Origin of the sequence: Gemmobacter lanyuensis (genome assembly GCF_014652355.1) — a bacterium.
Lineage (GTDB): Bacteria > Pseudomonadota > Alphaproteobacteria > Rhodobacterales > Rhodobacteraceae > Gemmobacter > Gemmobacter lanyuensis.
Window position 1 is genome coordinate 14,087 of the sequence record NZ_BMYQ01000014.1, and the last position, 16,701, is coordinate 30,787.

The 16,701-nt window shown below is 60.5% G+C and carries 12 protein-coding genes; 7 read left to right on the forward strand and 5 right to left on the reverse strand.

The window, feature by feature from the left end; all coding sequences use genetic code 11:
- Positions 1-2: 2 nt before the first annotated feature.
- Complete coding sequence (locus IE101_RS16620) at positions 3-1,052, reverse strand: ParB/RepB/Spo0J family partition protein (RefSeq protein ID WP_189634974.1); 1,050 nt, start codon at positions 1,050-1,052, stop codon at positions 3-5.
- A gap of 2 nt (positions 1,053-1,054) precedes the next feature.
- Positions 1,055-2,434, reverse strand: a complete 1,380-nt coding sequence (locus tag IE101_RS16625; RefSeq protein ID WP_189634975.1) for an AAA family ATPase — start codon at positions 2,432-2,434, stop codon at positions 1,055-1,057.
- A 658-nt stretch (positions 2,435-3,092) separates the two neighbouring features.
- On the opposite strand from IE101_RS16625, the gene IE101_RS16630 reads away from it, so the two are divergent.
- The gene (locus IE101_RS16630) at positions 3,093-4,319 is read left to right on the forward strand and encodes a replication initiation protein (RefSeq protein WP_189635045.1); all 1,227 of its coding nucleotides are present in this window, start codon (positions 3,093-3,095) and stop codon (positions 4,317-4,319) included.
- Positions 4,320-4,414: 95 nt separating this feature from the next.
- On the opposite strand, the gene hpbA is transcribed toward IE101_RS16630, so the two are convergent.
- Positions 4,415-6,451 (reverse strand): N-methyl-L-proline N-demethylase HpbA, encoded by a 2,037-nt coding sequence (hpbA, locus tag IE101_RS16635; RefSeq protein WP_189634976.1) that lies wholly within the window; start codon positions 6,449-6,451, stop codon positions 4,415-4,417.
- 167 nt (positions 6,452-6,618) lie between these two features.
- On the opposite strand from hpbA, the gene IE101_RS16640 reads away from it, so the two are divergent.
- Complete coding sequence (locus tag IE101_RS16640) at positions 6,619-7,413, forward strand: pyrroline-5-carboxylate reductase family protein (protein WP_189634977.1); 795 nt, start codon at positions 6,619-6,621, stop codon at positions 7,411-7,413.
- A gap of 60 nt (positions 7,414-7,473) precedes the next feature.
- On the opposite strand, the gene repB is transcribed toward IE101_RS16640, so the two are convergent.
- Both repB and repA read right to left on the reverse strand, forming a co-directional pair.
- Positions 7,474-8,511, reverse strand: coding sequence for a plasmid partitioning protein RepB (repB, locus tag IE101_RS16645; protein WP_189634978.1), 1,038 nt, complete (start codon positions 8,509-8,511; stop codon positions 7,474-7,476).
- A 1-nt stretch (position 8,512) separates the two neighbouring features.
- The gene (gene repA / locus IE101_RS16650; RefSeq protein ID WP_373296130.1) at positions 8,513-9,685 is read right to left on the reverse strand and encodes a plasmid partitioning protein RepA; all 1,173 of its coding nucleotides are present in this window, start codon (positions 9,683-9,685) and stop codon (positions 8,513-8,515) included.
- A 212-nt stretch (positions 9,686-9,897) separates the two neighbouring features.
- On the opposite strand from repA, the gene IE101_RS16655 reads away from it, so the two are divergent.
- From IE101_RS16655 to IE101_RS16675, 5 genes are read left to right on the forward strand one after another with little or no spacing between them, the layout of a single operon-like run.
- Positions 9,898-10,374 (forward strand): hypothetical protein, encoded by a 477-nt coding sequence (locus tag IE101_RS16655; protein WP_189634980.1) that lies wholly within the window; start codon positions 9,898-9,900, stop codon positions 10,372-10,374.
- A complete protein-coding gene (locus IE101_RS16660) occupies positions 10,371-12,563 on the forward strand; it encodes a NosR/NirI family protein (protein WP_189634981.1) in 2,193 nt (730 codons plus the stop codon). Before IE101_RS16655 ends, IE101_RS16660 begins: the two co-directional genes overlap by 4 nt.
- A 13-nt stretch (positions 12,564-12,576) precedes the next feature.
- Positions 12,577-14,511 (forward strand): TAT-dependent nitrous-oxide reductase, encoded by a 1,935-nt coding sequence (gene nosZ / locus IE101_RS16665; RefSeq protein ID WP_189634982.1) that lies wholly within the window; start codon positions 12,577-12,579, stop codon positions 14,509-14,511.
- A complete protein-coding gene (locus tag IE101_RS16670; RefSeq protein WP_189634983.1) occupies positions 14,511-15,845 on the forward strand; it encodes a nitrous oxide reductase family maturation protein NosD in 1,335 nt (444 codons plus the stop codon). The genes nosZ and IE101_RS16670 overlap by 1 nt, the downstream gene beginning before the upstream one ends.
- Positions 15,811-16,701, forward strand: coding sequence for an ABC transporter ATP-binding protein (locus IE101_RS16675; protein ID WP_189634984.1), 891 nt, complete (start codon positions 15,811-15,813; stop codon positions 16,699-16,701). The genes IE101_RS16670 and IE101_RS16675 overlap by 35 nt, the downstream gene beginning before the upstream one ends.

A 16,701-nucleotide genomic window follows, 5' to 3' on the forward strand; every position in this document is an offset into this window, starting at 1 on the left:
CCTCATTTCGCGCTACGAAGCCGATCCAGCATCCGCTGAAACTCCGCCTCGGGGATCGACACACCCGTGGCCTTTAGGATGACACCCTCGGCCGACCAGCCAAATTCCAGCACACCGCCCGAAGGCAAGTTTTCCCGCTGAACCGTGGGCAAGACGCGCGGGCGCCCGCCCTTGGCCGGTGCGGGCTGCGGGGTGGCCATGGCGCGCTCCAAGGCTTTCCATTCGGCGCGGGCGTCTGCGGCATCAGCCTCGGCCAGCGCCGTACGCAGCCGATCCGCCTGCCCATCGCGCAAGGCCTGCGCCAATGCGAGGCCCTGCTTTTCCCCCAGCGCCGCCGGATGGGCCAGCAGATCGCCCAGCACCTCATGCACGAGGGCAAATCCGCGGATCTTCGACCGTTTGGATTTTGAAGCCGCGGCAAAGATTGCATCGACTGCTGCATCGACCGAAGCAAAGGCCCCCTGCCCCGCCGCCACTGCCGCGATGCGCCCGCGTTCATAGGGGGTCAGCGCGGCGCGAAGTTCGTTCTCTTCCACCATGCCCGCGTAGATCGCCCCGGCCTCTCGCCCTTCCCGCACCAGCGCCAGAACCTCTGGCGCCGTTTCGCCCGCCTCCTCGGCCAGCTCTTTCAGCGCGGCGATCCGACGCCAGCCCGAGATCAGACCAAAGCGCCCTTCCGGCAAGGCCACGACTTCAACCGGCAGACGCTGCCCCGAGGCGCGGATCGAGGACTTGAGCTCCTCCATCTCTTCCGCATCGCTCGCCATACGGTCACGGACGACGTGGTCGAGGTCGATGGCGGCGATGGGCAGGGATTGCAGCACCCGCCCCTCGTCCTCAGCCTCACGCCAGGCGGCGGCATCGCGGCTGTCCCGCTGCCGCGCGAGCTGGGTCTGATGATCCTCTGCCGGGCGCACGGCCGCGACCTCAGCCGCGATCTGGGCAATCGGTGCCGCGCCGGGGCGGACCACCAGAGCGGGCCGCGACAGTTCCGCTGCGATTTCGGCCAGCGCCTCGGCGCTTGGCGGTTCAAGCTTGCGACGTTTCGCCATGGTCAGCCTGCCTTCCGTTCCTGATCATCGCGCCACCAGGTGCCAAGCAGCAGCTCTTTGAATTCGGCATAGGTGCGGTCAAAGGCTTCGCGGCCCCGCAGATAGGTGTCACGGTTGAATTCGCGGTAATCGGCCTCATAGATGCCGTTGATCTGTTCGCCCGCCTGCCCGACCAGCGCGGTATATTCCTGGCGATAGGCGGTCATGAAATCACCGAAATAGGCCTGGATGACATTGGCCAGATCTGTCTGCTGGTTGGCATCGAACCGCGTGATGATCGCGCGGACTACATCCCATTCGAACCGCATCTCCGGCAGGCCTGCGATCCGGCGCTGTGCGTTTTCCCCGTCCTCGATCGAGGCGAAGGTGGAATAGAGCATATCGAAGAAGCGCCCGGTCGAGTCAAATTCGAGGAACGAAGCCCCGAGCGGGACCAGCAGAATATCCGCCGCAGCCAGAGAGTTGATGGTCAGATAGCCAAGAGCGGGCGGCGTATCCAGGAAGACGATGTCATAGTCATTGAGCAAACCGTCTTCTTCCAGCACATGGGACAGTGCATCCCAGAGCGGCCAGGTCTTCAACCCCATACGCCAGACGGGAATCTGAAATTCGGCCCAATAGAGGTTCAGCTGCGCCCCGATCAGGTCGATATTCGGCCAGTGGGTTTTCTGCACGACGTTTCGCGACGAAACCGTCAGCGCCTCGGTCAGGGTTTCGTCCAATGGCAGCGCAGCTTCGCCGCGGACGGCGCGCAGTTCATTCTCTGCGGTGACGGCGCGGGCGTAATCGCGCGCGATAAGCGGGAACACGGTACCCCATTCATCCTGCACCTTCCCGCCCAGAAGCGAGGTCATCGAGGCCTGACTATCGAGATCGATCACCAGCACGCGATATCCGTCAAGCGCCGCAGCCATCGCCAGATGGGCGCAGGTGGTCGTCTTGCCCGACCCGCCCTTGAAATTGGTCACAGCGCAGATTTTCGCGGGCAGGCCCTCGGGGCGCCAAGGACGATACTCTTTCGCAGACGACCCCTCTCGATCAAAGAAGTCGCGCAGGGCCAATACCTCTTCCAGCGTAAAGCTGCGCGAGTTCGCATCCCCTTCGCCCTGCGGCAATTCAGGATGCGCTTTCAGCACACGGCGCAGATGGGCGGAAGCCACCGGAAGAAGGTAGCGCGTTACCTCCCACATGGAAAAGCGGCGGAGGTGTTTTCTGCCGTCTGGCGAATAGCCCCTGCGGGCGAGATCGTCCCGCCCGCGACCACAAAAGGCGGCTGCTTTTGCAAACCGCTCAGTGGTAACGGTTTCACCCAGCTTGCTTGCGGCCTTCGCCGGATCGATGTTGAAATACGGGGGAAGCCCCGTCTCTATCTTGCGCGTCATGTTCGGCTGCTTGCTCGATGTGCGTAGTTTTGGTGGTTGTCGCTGAATTTAGCGCACATCTGCATGAAAAGTCAAAGTCTGAGAACAGATAGCAGGGTTTCGCCGCGAAACTGCCGCGGTCCCGGCCCTGTTCCTTTCGAAATCAGTTCATTTCTCATCGGAAAAGCATGAAACAAAGTGTTTTGATTATTAAGAATATTTAAGATCTTTAGGAAACGTAACCATCTGATTTTATATGGTTTATCTCCTAAGTGGTACCAGTTTTCGGTGTCTTTGGTACCTGTTTACGGGATCGTTGGTGCCCATCTACAGGGTGGATGGTGCCCGCAGGCAGGATTGCCGGTACCCGAATTCGGGGGGTGTTTTCGCGCGAAACCTGGGTCTTTTCCGCAGTTTTGGGGCGCTTCGCAATCTCGATTCGTTCAGTGATTCGTAAATCAGTCCTTTGAACCACCTTCTTGGAGCGAATCTGATCTGCCGGGTCCCCAAAGGTACCCGGATACAGGATCGTCGAGATGCGGTTTAGAGGAACCTAAGGGCCGGTTGCACTTGGATACCTTTTCTGGATAACTGTGCAAAACAGGAGCAGACCTTGGCGCGCGCAGATTCGCAAAGCCCCGACATTGATTTCAGTTCCGATCCTCGGCTCGCCGGGGCCATGCGGCGCGGATCCGTCAAGAAAAACGTCGCGGCCATTCACGTCTCGGGCAAACTCACTCTGCTGCAGCGCAAGCTGTCGAATGTTTTGCTGTTGAACGCCTATGATACCTTGTTGACCCAGAACCGCCATCAGATTGATGCGCGGACCTTGGCGCTGATGATCGGGTACAATTCAAATGATATGGATACTCTGCGGGATGCGCTGCGTGGCCTTGCAGAGACTGTGGCTGAATGGGACATGCTCGACGAACGGGGGCGGCAGGAATGGGGGGTGTCTTCGCTTTTGTCCTACGCAAAGCTGAAGGGCGGCATCTGCGAATACGCCTATTCACCGGCTCTGGCCGAAAAGCTCTATGATCCCAAAATCTATGCGCTGATCAATCTGAACATCCAGCGGCGGTTCACGTCGGGGCATGGGCTGGCGCTTTATGAAAACTGCTATCGCTTCGTTCGTACGGGATCGACAGGTTGGTGGCCGATCGAGACGTTCCGACGCCTGATGGGGGTCGAGGACAGCGCCTATTACGAGGTCTTCAAGCATCTGAATGCCAAGATCATCAAACCCGCCGTGGATGAGGTTAATCGGACCTCCAACGTGCGTCTGACGCCAGAGCTTCGGCGGATGGGGCGTGCGGTTTCAGAAATTCGGTTTCTGATCGAAGAAAACCCACAGCTTGCGATGTTCGACATCAAGGGGGATCATGCCGTCCGTGAGAGTGCGGTTTACGCCCAGCTGTTGGGGCAGGGTGTCTCGGACCGTCTGGCGCGGCAGTGGCTTGCAGAGCACGGCGAGGCTGTCGTCTCCGAGAAGCTTTCCTATATTTCGGGGAAAGGGAAGGTGCGCAATACCGCCGGCTATCTGCGCGACGCTTTGTCAAAGGGTTACGGGGCCCAGGAACCCAAACCGGAGGTTGCGCCTGTCCCCAAGGAGGTTGTGGCGGCTGTCGAGAAATGGCGCAGTGCCGAAGCGGAGGCCGAGGCTGAACTGGATCGGCGCATTGCTGATCGTGACGCGCGGCGACGTCGGTTTGCGGCGGTAGAGCAGGCGGTTTCGCGGCGAAACCCGACCCAACGCGACGCGGATCGACGCCTGTTCCTATCAACCCTCGCGGATGATCTGGCACGGGAAGAGTTTCAACGCCATGGATGGGCCAGCGCATTGAATGCAAACGCGATATTTGCTTTCTGGGAAGACCGCGATCCGGGTATTTTTGACGGTCTGTGACCGTGCAACGCCTGAAAAGGTCCGCCCCGACGGGACGAACCTGAGATTTCCGGGATGAAAACCTTGCCCTGCGCAAGGCAGGGCAAGGAACAGGATCAGAGGTCTTTCACCAGACGCAGCGCATCATAGATCGCCGCGTGGGTGTTGCGCGCAGCCACTGCATCACCGATGCGGAAGAGGCGGAAGCTGCCCTCGGGGTTGCGGTTCACCTCTTGCAGGGCGCCAGTTGCCAGCGCCTCATAATCCACTTCGCCCAGGTTTCTGGACTGCGGCTTCAGGTCGAAATACAGTTCATCCAGCGGCCGTGTCCCGTGGTTGACGATCACCTGGTCAACCAGCCGTTCGCGGGTGAAATCACCATAGTCGCTGCCAAGGCGTGCGCGTAGCTGATTGCCGTCACGCACGACTGACAGCAGGCGCCAAGTCACCGTGAAGGTGGTGTCGCGCTTTTGCAGATTGCGCATATAGGGCACCAGGTTCATCGCCATAACCTCGGGCGAGAAGCTGCGGTCCGGCGTCACGATTTCGACCTTGGCCCCGGTCGCGGAAATCATGTCGGCCGCCTGCAGGGCCGCGTGATCGCCTGCGTCATCAAAGATCAGCACGTTCTGTGCAGGTTTCACGTCCCCGGCCAGAATGTCCCAGGTCGAATGTACCAGGTCATTGCCTTCCGAAAGCACTTCGGTGTGGGGCAGGCCGCCCGTCGCGATGATGACTTCATCAGGACGGGTCGCCAGCACGGTTTCCGCATCGGCGAAGGTGTTGAAGTGGAACTTGACGCCACGGTTTTCACATTGCGCCATGCGCCAGGCGATGATCGAGATCATTTCGCGCCGACGCTCGTCCTGGGCGGTCAGGCGGATCTGGCCGCCCGGCTGATCGGCGGCTTCGAAGACCGTCACCTCATGGCCACGCTCGGCGGCTACTCGCGCGGCCTCGACCCCGGCAGGACCGGCGCCGACGATGGTGATGCGTTTCTTCTGCTCGGCCGCGGGAATGATATGCGGCATGGTTTCTTCGCGGCCGGTGGCCGCATTGTGCAGGCAGAAGGCAAGCCCGCCCTGATAGATCCGGTCGAGGCAGTAGTTCGCGCCGACACATGGGCGGATGTCATCTTCGCGGCGCTCGATGATCTTGCGGACCAGATGGGGGTCAGCCATATGGGCGCGCGTCATGCCGACCATGTCGAGCTTGCCGCTGGCGATGGCGTGACGGGCGGTCGCCACATCGGGGATTTTCGCGGCGTGGAAGGTCGGGAAGCCGGTCGCGGCCCGCACTTCGCCCGCAAAATCCAGATGAGGGGCGTTTTTCATACCCTGGATCGGGATCAGGTCGGTCAGGCCGGGGTCGGTGTCGATATGGCCCTTCACGACGTTCAGGAAATCAACCAGTCCGCTGTCCTTGAGCTTGCGGCTGACATCAAGACCTTCTGCCTTGGTCATGCCGCCTGCCAGATCCTGGTCGCCGGTATAGCGCAGGCCGACGATGAAATCATCGCCCACGCGCTTGCGAATGGCGCCCAGCACATCGAAGGTAAAGCGCAGCCGGTTGTCGAGGCTGCCGCCATAAGGCGCTTCCAGGTCGTTGGTCAGCGGCGACCAAAATTGTTCGAGGAGGTGGCCATAGGCCTCAAGCTCGATCCCGTCGACGCCTGCCGCCTTCATGCGTTCCGCGGCATCGGCGAAGTCGCTGATGATGCGGGACATGTCCCAGTCTTCCATCCGCTTGGGGAAGGCGCGGTGCGAGGCTTCACGCTCATGGCTGGGGGCCACGACGGGCAGCCAGTCGCCCTTGTCCCAGCGGGTCCGGCGACCGAGGTGGGTGAGCTGGATCATCACGGCAGCGCCGTGGTCATGGCATTCATCGGTCAGTTGCTTCATCCAGCCTACGACTTCATCTTTCCAGGCAAGGATGTTGTTGAACACCGGCGGGCTGTCGCGTGCGACAGAAGCGGACCCGGCGGTCATGGTCAGTGCCACGCCGGCCTTCGCACGTTCCACATGATAGGCCCGATACCGGCCTTTTGGCATCCCGTCTTCGGGATAGGCCGGCTCGTGGCTGGTGATCATGATTCTGTTCCGAAGCGTCAGGTGCTTCAGTTTATAGGGTTGCAAAAGCGGGTCATTGGACATGGAAGAGCCTGCCGGTTGGTTGGACGTTCCGCGCCAGTCTGGGCAAATGTTCACACATGTCAAGTAAATGTTCCGCCTTGAAACAGCTCCGTCAAGTATTGTAGACATTACTGAACATTCTAGGCCTATGCTCGCCTTTGCAGAGGGCCCTCGTGAAAGGACGTCGGATGAAACTGGGACTGATCGGTGCCACCGGCTGGCTGGGTTCGGCTTTGGGCAAGGGCCTGCTTGAAAAAGGGATTGTCGCCCCAGGTGACTTCACCCTGCTGAACCGTGGTGGTCCGCCGTCCGACTACCACGGTTACAGCGATGTCTTTTGGGCAAAAGACGTGCCCGAATTGGTGCAACGATCCGAAATCATCGTGCTGTCGGTTCGTCCGCAAGATTGGCGTGGCCTGCAGCTCGCGGCGCCCGGCAAGCTGGTCCTGTCATTCATGGCCGGTGTGCCCTGTGCAGAGCTACAGCGCTGCGGCGGGCGAATCGTGCGGGCCATGCCCAATGCCGCAGCCGAGATGGGCGCGTCATACTCTCCGTGGTTTGCAGCGGAAGGGGTGACAGTGGACGACCGCGATGTCGTGTCTCGTGTGCTGTCAGGCTTTGGAACATCAGACCCGCTGGACCGCGAGGACCATATTGACCTGATGACCGCGGTTCCCGGATCAGGCGCCGCCTATCCATCGCTTCTGGCGCAGGCAATACTGACTTACCTGCGCGACCATGGATTGCCCGAACAGATTGCCCGCAAATCCGTTGAAGCGGCAGTTTGTGATGGCGCCCGCATGTTGGAAGGCCGGGTTGAATCTGCCGCGACCTATCTTGAGGCCTATCTCGATTACAATGGTACGACGGCTGCAGGGTTACGCGCAGCCAGTGCCGCCGGGTTCGAGGCCGCGGTTTCCGCCGCCCTTGATGCTGCCATCCGCGCTTCGCGCGATCTTCTGGGGCCAGAAGAAAATTACTAAGTATCTGAAGTAAAAGGATTTCCGTCCGGAAAATAAGGGGGCGTAAGCCCCCTTGTCGTTTTACAGATCGCCGTCACCTTCGGCCGCCTTGCGTAGCGCAGCAATCGCGGCTTCCGGGTTTTTCGAAATCCATTCCGTCAATGCCGGATCACCTTTTGACGGGATGGTGATGGCCACGCCTGCGGCACCTGCTTTGACCGTCGCATGGTGCTTCCCTGACAAGGCCACCGTCACGGGCCCGGCAGACAGGCGTTTTGTCACCTTTGGCATCGCTTGTTCTATAAGGCGCTGGAACAGAAGAAAGCGGTCATCGCTGCTCGTATGGGCTGCAGCGTGAATTGCCCCTGCAATCACCTCGGGGTTTCCGGCCGGAAACGTCACCTTATCAAGCAGTTGCGCGATCGCATACCAGCGGTCCCGCCCAATTGTCGGTGCAGGGCCGATCTTCATCAGGAATGAGCGAAGCGCTGCATCCGTTCCCGTCCACTGACGCAGACTGCGCGTCACCGTATCCATCCGGCTTAACCCTGAAATATCGACGTTCAGGGTGGACCGAATAAAATCAGAATCTTTGCCGTGCTGCGCCAACGTCAGTGCAAAGACGGCCTTCTCGATCCAGCTCAGATCACGACGATAGGTGTTTTCCTGGCCTTGCGCGCGCAAGGCCTCGACAGGATCGAGATGCCGGATGAGCGCCTGCACCGGTCGACCCAGCTGACGCATCGCCTCCAGCCTGCGGCGACCATAAACAATTTGGTAGCGGCCATCGGGCTTGGCTGTAACCAGAATGGGCACCCTTTGGCCGAATTGAGCCAGCGAAGCGGTAAGTCCGGCCAGTTCAGGATCGTCATGGGAAAAGCGGTCTGAAAATTCCGATTGATCGATCAAATCTGGCGCAAGCTCCACCACGCCCATGGCGCGCGCATCGGCCAAGGCCGTTTCGACCTCTTCCAGACGACGTCGGGTTGCCTGGGTATCGGCGGCGGCCTTTTGCAGCGATCCAGCCATGCCGGAAAGGGCCGGTGCCTTGGCGGGGGCTGCAGCCGGTGCGACGGGCGGAGGATCCGACGGAATTTCGAAAGAGATCTTGCGGCTCATCTCAGCTCTCCTTCCGGCCCCAGGCAGCCTGGATCAGTGTTTCGACTTCCTTGACCACGCCCCCGATGCTTTCCAGGGCGCGGTCATAGGTCTGGCGGGTAAAATCGGATCGGTTCACTTCAAAAAGCGTCTGCTGGGTCAGACCGGCATCTGATACCGCCGAGGATTTCAGAAAGGTCTGCGTCAGCACGTCGTCCTTGAACATGGTTCGCAGAAACGCGGCCATCTGCGCCGAAGGGGCATCATTGGGTTCAAACCGCGTGAGAAGGAACTTCATGAAGTGCCAATCCGGTGTTGCGCCCACATCGGCAATCGTGGTCATCAGGCTTGAGGCGAGTTGCAGGAACTGCGCCATTGACGCCACGTCGAGCATGCTGGGAACAACCGTGACCAGAACGCCGGTAGAAGCTACCAGCGCCGTCAACGTGATGAATCCCAGTTGCGGCGGGCAGTCGATGACAACAACATCATAATCCGCTTCGACATCTGCAAGGCACAGTGCAAGTCGCTGATAAAACGGCGGGTGCAGGTTGTGATGCAGCGCATGGGCAGTTTCTGTTTCATATTCCGACAGCAGCAATCCGGCGGGCGCCAAATCAAGGTTGTGGAAATAGGTCTTCTTCACGACATCCCGGAATAGTAGCGGAGAGTCATAGCGCAAGGCGTCATAGACGGTTCCGGACTCGGAAAACTCAATTTCAGGGCGGAAACCGAACATGGTCGTCAGCGATGCTTGCGGGTCCATATCCACTGCGAGGACGCGATATCCATCAAGAGCGAGCTTTTGCGCCAGATGTACCGCTGTCGTGGTCTTGCCGGCCCCGCCTTTGAAGTTCGCAACACTGATAACCTGCAGGGCGTCTCCCGGCGTTCGCCCCGGCCGGAACTGACGGGGATTGCGGGCACCAATCGCAAGTGCCTTTCGCGTTTCCCATATGTCAGTGGCCGTATAGTGGCGACGGCCGCGATTGTCGGATTCCAACTGGGGCAGGCGGCCCTCAAGATGCAGCTTGCGCAAATAAGGCTGCGATATCCCAAGCAATTCCGTCACCTCGGCCGAGCTGAAGCTGCGCAGCGATTTGCTGGCTTCGGACAGGAACGATCGCTTCATGTTGTGGTCAAGCGCGGTGCTGAGCCTGCTTGCCAACTGCTGGATTTTCTCGTCGATGCGCACGCTCGCCTCACTCTGCTTGTCGGGGGTTCTTGTCTTGGAAACGCATGGCCGCATGAATATCGCCATTTTGCGTTACTATCTGTGATTAGGTCGGCAATCGCAAATTTGGCAAGGTCTTTCTGTTTGTCGCGCCGACCCGGGCCGTTTCAGATTCTTTCCAATAATTGATCTTTATCAAGGATTCGGGTGCGCCGCTCGCTTAGGTGGAGGGCATGGATTGCCGCCTTGCCCCCATTCTGATTTTGCTGCTCTCGATCGCACTGGCGGTTTCGGGGGCCTTCCAAGCGCAGGCGGCCCTTCGTTCGGCGACGTTGACCGACATGGTGATTTGCGCTGAAGGCGGTCCTACCCATATCCTGTTGGATATGAACGGAAATCCTGCTGAACCGGGGCAGGACTGCTGTTCATGCATGGGCTGTCATCCGGTTGCTGCACAACATGTACCGCCGACCGTTTCTCTATCTTTGGCCGATGCGGACGTGGTCCAATTCGACCTCCGGCCAGAAATCTGGCGCGTGATCCCGTCTCGGAACCAGCGTCCTCAGCCCCGCGGCCCGCCCTGCCGCAGCAATCTGCATCAGGATATTCCCCTAGCTTACGGCGGAAAATCCCCGACTCTTGAGTTTCGTCAAGAATCTTTTGCGCTGCAGATGCCATTCCATGGGCAGAACCCTGAGGTTTTCCCATGACTGCGCTGTCACGTCTGCTTGTCCTGCTCATCAGCCTTTGTCTTGCCCTGCCCGCGTGGGCAGACACCGTGCTGTCAAAATATCTGACACAGGTGCCCGCGGGCGATCTTGTTCCTGGTGCTGACGGCTATGGCCCGATCCTTCCGGAATTGGCCGTTGCTCCGGTGATGAAAGGGGCCGAGACGCTGGGTTGGGCTTTTGTCACCAGCGATTTTGTCGGCACGACCGGCTATTCGGGCAAGCCCATCCATACGATCGTCGCACTGGATGACAAAGCGCATGTGATTGGCCTGCAGCTCGTCAAACATTCTGAGCCGATCGTGCTTATCGGGATTCCCGAAGCCAAGGTCAAAGCGCTGGTGTCTGGCTACATTGGTCTGGATCTGGTCGCTGAGGCGAATTCCGGTGGTACCTCGCATGATGTGGACATCATCTCGGGCGCCACCGTTACAGTGATGGTGATCGACGATTCCATTGTGCGGTCCGGCCTGAAGGTGGCGCGCGCACTCGGGCTCGGGGGGCTGGTCCCGGATGCTGCCGCCCAAGGGCCGAAGTTCGAAATCAACCCAGACGCTGCATCCCCGGCCGATTGGATGACCATGGAAGGGGATGGCACTTTGCGGCGCCTCTCGCTTGACGTGGGGCAGGTCAATGGAGCCTTTGCGGCGCTTGAGGACAAACGTGCTGCGGAACGCGCTTTGCCCCAGGCCCCGGAAACCACCTTCATCGAGATGCAGGCGGCTCTGGTTTCCGTTCCCGCGATTGGCCGTGCTGTATTGGGTGAACAAGAGTTCGCAAATGTGCAGGGATGGCTCAAGCCCGGCGAACAGGCACTGATGCTGGCGGGCCGGGGGCTCTATAGCTTCAAGGGATCAGGCTATGTGCGCGGCGGGATTTTCGACCGGATCGTGCTGATCCAGGACGATGTCTCTGTGCGCTTCCGTGACAAGATGCATCGCCGTCTGGTCAGTCTTTCTGCCGAAGGCGCGCCCGACTTCACCGAGATGGACCTCTTCCGTATTCCGGCGGACGTGGGGTTCGATCCGACGAAACCGTTCCGCATCCAGCTGCTGGTGCAGCGCGAAGTCGGGCCGATCGAAAAGCTGTTCACGACCTTCGACCTCGGTTACCAGCTGCCGCAATCTTACCTCCGCGCTGTGGCGCAGCCAGTTCCTGAAGCGTCTGCCGCCGATGCTGTTGCAGCTACGCCGGAAGATGCCGCGCAGGCAGAGCTGTGGCAAAAGATCTGGGCCGGGTCCAAGCCTGAAATCATCGGGCTGGGTGCAATGCTGCTGGTGCTGACAGGGGTCTTCTTCTTCCAGGGGCTTGCTACGCGAAACGCCCGGGCCTTTTTCTGGTTCCGCATGTCTTTCCTGACGGTGACGTTGGTTTTCCTTGGCTTTTACGCCAACGCGCAGCTGTCGGTCGTCAACCTTATGGCCTTGTTCGGGGCGCTGGTGTCGGGCTTCAGCTGGCAGGCCTTCTTGCTTGATCCGCTGACCTTCATCCTGTGGTTTGCTGTCGCGGCGGCGCTGCTCTTCTGGGGGCGCGGGGCCTATTGCGGCTGGCTTTGCCCCTTCGGCGCGCTGCAAGAGCTGACCAACCGTATCGCACGGGCGCTGCATGTCCCGCAATGGACGCTGCCCTGGGGCCTGCATGAGAGGCTCTGGCCCGTCAAATACATGATTTTCCTTGGGCTTTTCGGCGTCAGCCTGATGAGCATCGAACAAGCCGAACATCTGGCTGAGGTCGAGCCCTTCAAGACGGCGATCATCCTGAAATTCGTGCGCGCCTGGCCCTTCGTGGCCTATGCGGCGGCCCTTCTGATGGCGGGGCTGTTCGTCGAGCGGTTCTATTGCCGCTACCTTTGCCCCCTTGGTGCGGCCTTGGCGATCCCGGCCCGTATCCGCATGTTCGACTGGCTGAAGCGTTATCGGGAATGTGGCAACCCTTGCCAGTCTTGCGCGAACCAATGCCCTGTTCAGGCGATCCACCCCACGGGTGAAATCAACCCGAACGAATGCGTCAACTGCCTGCATTGCCAGGTTCTCTATCAATCCAAAACCGTCTGCCCCGTGGTCATCAAACGCGCCAAACGCCGCGATGCCGTGGGATCGGTGCCCGATCTGAAGCTGGGGTCTCCCCCCGCCGGGCATCCGAATGCAGCCGCACATCAGCGTTCCAACTGAAAGGAGTTCCACCATGGAATCGGAACACAAAACAGGGATCAGCCGCCGCATGTTGCTGGGCGCCACCGCAGGTGGTGCCGCGCTGGCGGGTGCGACCGGCGGCCGTCTGGCGCTCGGCGCCGGGGCGCTGGGTCTGGCCACCACCGCGGGCACGGGGGCAGCCTTGGCTTCCGAGGGCAGCTTCGAAATCGCGCCGGGGCAGCTTGATGAATACTATGGCTTCTGGTCCTCGGGCCAGACGGGCGAAATGCGGATCCTCGGCATCCCCTCGATGCGTGAGCTGATGCGCGTCCCGGTCTTCAACCGCTGCTCGGCCACGGGCTGGGGTCAGACGAATGAATCGATCCGCATCCACCAGCGGACCATGACCGAGAAAACCAAGAAGCTGCTGGCCGCCAATGGCAAGAAAATCCACGACAATGGCGATTTGCACCACGTCCATATGTCGATGACTGAAGGCAAATACGATGGTCGCTATCTGTTCATGAACGACAAGGCCAATACCCGCGTGGCGCGGGTGCGTGGCGATGTCATGAAATGCGATGCCATTCTGGAAATTCCGAATGCCAAGGGCATCCACGGGATGCGCCCGCAGAAATGGCCGCGCACCAACTATGTCTTCGCCAATGGCGAGGATGAGGCGCCGCTGGTCAATGACGGCTCGACCATGACAGATGTGAAGACCTATGTGAACGTCTTCACCGCCATTGACGCCGACAAGTGGGAGGTCGCGTGGCAGGTGCTGGTGTCGGGCAACCTCGACAATTGCGATGCCGATTATGAAGGCAAATGGGCCTTCTCGACCTCCTACAACTCGGAAATGGGGATGACGCTGGCGGATATGACCGCAAGCGAGATGGACCATGTGGTTGTCTTCAACATCGCCGAGATCGAAAAGGCCATTGCCGCCGGCAAGTTCGAAGAGGTGAACGGTGTCAAGGTTCTGGACGGGCGCAAGGACGCCAACAGCCAGTTCACCCGCTATATCCCCATCGCCAATAACCCGCACGGCTGCAACATGGCGCCGGACAAGAAGCACCTCTGCATCGGGGGCAAGCTGTCGCCCACCGTCACGGTGATCGATGTCACGCTGCTGGATGCGGTCTTTGAAGGGGCGGAGCCGCGGTCTTGCGTGGTGGCGGAACCGGAACTGGGTCTTGGACCGCTGCATAATGCCTTCGATGGCAAGGGCAACGTCTTCACCTCACTGTTCCTCGACAGCCAGGTCGTGAAGTGGAACATCGAAAAGGCCATTGCCGCCTACAAGGGCGAGAAGGTTGATCCCATCCTCGACAAGGTCGATGTGCAATATCAGCCGGGCCACCTGAAGACCTCGATGGGGGAAACGCTGGATGCCGATGGCAAGTGGCTGGTCTGCCTCTGCAAATTCTCGAAAGACCGCTTCCTGAACGTCGGTCCGCTGAAGCCGGAAAACGATCAGCTGATCGATATCTCGGGCGACAAGATGAAGGTGGTGCATGACGGCCCCAACTTCGCTGAACCGCATGATGCCATTGCCGTTCATGCCAGCAAGATGACGGGGATCAAGTCGGTCTGGGACCGTCAGGATGTGATGTGGGCCGAAACCCGCAAACAGGCCGAGGCCGATGGCGTGAACCTTGATGACTATCAGGATCAGGTGATCCGCGATGGCAACAAGGTGCGGGTCTATATGTCCAGCCAAGCGCCGCAGTTCAGCCTGGAAAGCTTCACTGTCAAGGAAGGCGATGAGGTGACGGTGATCATCACCAACCTTGATGACATCGACGACCTGACCCACGGCTTCACCATGGGCAACCACGGTGTTGCCATGGAAATCGGGCCGCAGATGACCTCGTCTGTCACCTTCACGGCGGGCGCGGCCGGGGTTTACTGGTATTACTGCCAGTGGTTCTGCCACGCGCTGCACATGGAAATGCGCGGCCGCATGTTCGTGGAGCCGAAGTGATGACCCTGCGCCGGTTTGCCCTTTTCCTTGCGCTTCTGGTGACGACCCCGGTTCTTGCCGGGGAACGGCCCGTGCCGCCGGGGCCGGGGCAGCTGGCGCAGGCCATTGCCGGGGCTGCCCCCGGCGATGTGCTGGTGCTGACCGGCGGGGCCTATCCGGGCCCCGTCACCATTGACCGTCCGCTGACCATCGCAGGCCCGCAAGGTGCCGTGGTCGACGGATTGGGGCAGGGGACCGTGATCACCGTCGCCGCCCCGGATGTGACGCTGCGCGGCTTTTCCGTCACCGGATCGGGCAGCGTGAACCAGAACCTTGATGCGGGGATCAAGATCCTGAAAGGCGCGGACCGCGCTGTCATTCAGGACACGCATCTTTCGGGCAACATGCATGGCATCGATGTGCATGGCGGGCGCGACGCCCATGTCATCGGCAATGACATCATCGGCCGTCAGAACGACCGCATGAACGAACGCGGCAACGGCATCTACGTCTGGAACAGTCCCGGAACGTTGGTTGAGGGCAATACAGTGCGCTTTGGCCGCGACGGGATCTTTTCCAACGCGTCGCGCGATGGAACCTATCGGAACAATGTCTTCCGCGACCTGCGTTTCGCCGTGCATTACATGTATACCCACCGCTCGGAAGTGTCCGGAAATGTGAGCATTGGCAACCATCTGGGCTTTGCCATCATGTTTTCCGACCGGGTGGTCGTAAAAGACAACCTGAGCCTCGGGGACCGTGAACATGGCCTCATGCTGAACTATGCCAACAATGCCGATGTCTCGGGCAATCTGGTGCGCGGGGGGGCGAAGAAATGCCTCTTCATCTATAACGCACACAAGAACCTGATCTACGACAACCGCTTTCAGGGGTGCGGCATCGGCATCCATTTCACCGCCGGGTCAGAGCGCAATGTTCTGACCGGAAATGCCTTTGTCACGAACCGCGAGCAGGTGAAATATGTCGGTTCCCGCCATATGGAATGGAGCCTCGACGGCCGGGGCAATTTTTGGTCCGACCACCCGGCTTATGATCTGAACGGCGATGGTATTGCTGATGGCGTCTACCGCCCCAATGACCTGATGGACCACATCCTGTGGTCGCAACCTGCGGCGGCGCTTCTGACCGGGGCGCCCGCCGTGCAGCTGATCCGCTGGAGCCAGCAGAGCTTTCCCGCCACCCTGCCGGGCGGCGTCCAGGACAGCGCCCCCCTGATGACAGCGCCCGACATCGCCGTGCCCGCCGAATATGCCGCCGATGAGGCTGCCGTCGCAGGCCGTTGGGCGAAAGGAAGTTATGATGACATCGACCCTGACGATCTCGCATCTCACTAAGCGGTTCGACGGTTTCACCGCGCTGAACGACGTGTCCTTTTCGGTCGCTCCGGGCAGCCGTGTGGCCTTGCTGGGCCATAATGGCGCGGGCAAATCGACCATGATGAAGATCATCCTCGGCCTGATCGCTGGCGACGGTGGTAGCATCACCGTCTGCAATGCCGCGCCGGGATCGGCCGAGGCCCGCGCCCAAGTCGCCTATCTGCCGGAAAACGCGGCCTTTCATCCCGCCCTGACCGGAGAAGAGCAGTTGCGCCAATATCTGCGTCTGCGCGGGGAAAACCCGGCGCAGGCCATGGCGCTGCTGGATCGGGTGGGTCTGGCCCATGCCGCGCGGCGCCGGATCGGCACCTATTCCAAGGGGATGCGCCAGCGCGTCGGTCTGGCACAGGCGCTGATCGGTCACCCCCGCCTTCTGGTGCTGGATGAACCGACCAGCGGGCTTGATCCCGTATCGCGGCGCGATTTCTATGCCCTGCTCGATGGTCTTGCCGCCGAAGGCGCGGCGATCCTTTTGTCCTCGCATGCGCTGACAGAGGTTGAGGCCAGGACCGACCATATCCTGATCCTCTCCAAGGGTGTGCTGGTGGCCGAGGGCGCGCTGGTGGATCTGCGCCGCCGCGCGGCGCTGCCGATTGTGATGACGGTGGTCCCGCAGCCGGGGCAGGGCGCGGACCTTGCCGCTGCCCTGCCCGGCGCGGTTCCGGTGGGCGGCGCTTATCAGATCACCTGCCCGCAAGAGGAAAAGCTTGCCCTGCTGGGGCGCATCGCAACCCTTGGGGTGGCGGATCTCGAAGTCACGCCCCCCAGCCTTGAAGACATCTACAGCCACTTCAGCCGGAGGGACGGGCAATGA